The 301-nt window shown below is 62.5% G+C and carries 1 pseudogene; it reads right to left on the bottom strand.

Annotated elements, in window-relative coordinates:
- Positions 1–301: pseudogene (locus EN804_RS36225) on the bottom strand (3-keto-5-aminohexanoate cleavage protein); the annotation flags it as partial.

Here is a 301-nt window from a genome sequence, read left to right as displayed (position 1 = left end):
CCACGCCCTGAATGGCCGGGACGGCGACTTCGCCCGTCTTGCGCGGCTCGGCGAAGGTGGGCGCACCCAGCGCTTCAGCACGCGCCAGCGCCGCTTTGGCGTCATCGACCTTCAGGCCGAATGCATAGGCATTGGTGCCGTGGATGGAATAGGACGCCCCGGCGAAACTTTCGCCGCCATCACTGGTATTGATGACGATGCGGATATCGCCCTGGGTGTAGAGGACGACATCGCGATTGCGGTGATGTGCGGTTTTCTCGAAACCGAGCGTGGCGAGCAGCGCCTCCAGATTGATCTTTTC

The organism is Mesorhizobium sp. M8A.F.Ca.ET.161.01.1.1 (genome assembly GCF_004792105.1).
Taxonomy (GTDB): Bacteria; Pseudomonadota; Alphaproteobacteria; order Rhizobiales; family Rhizobiaceae; genus Mesorhizobium.
Note: the sequence above shows the minus strand (reverse complement) of the source record. Positions and strands in the feature narration are given on the sequence as shown.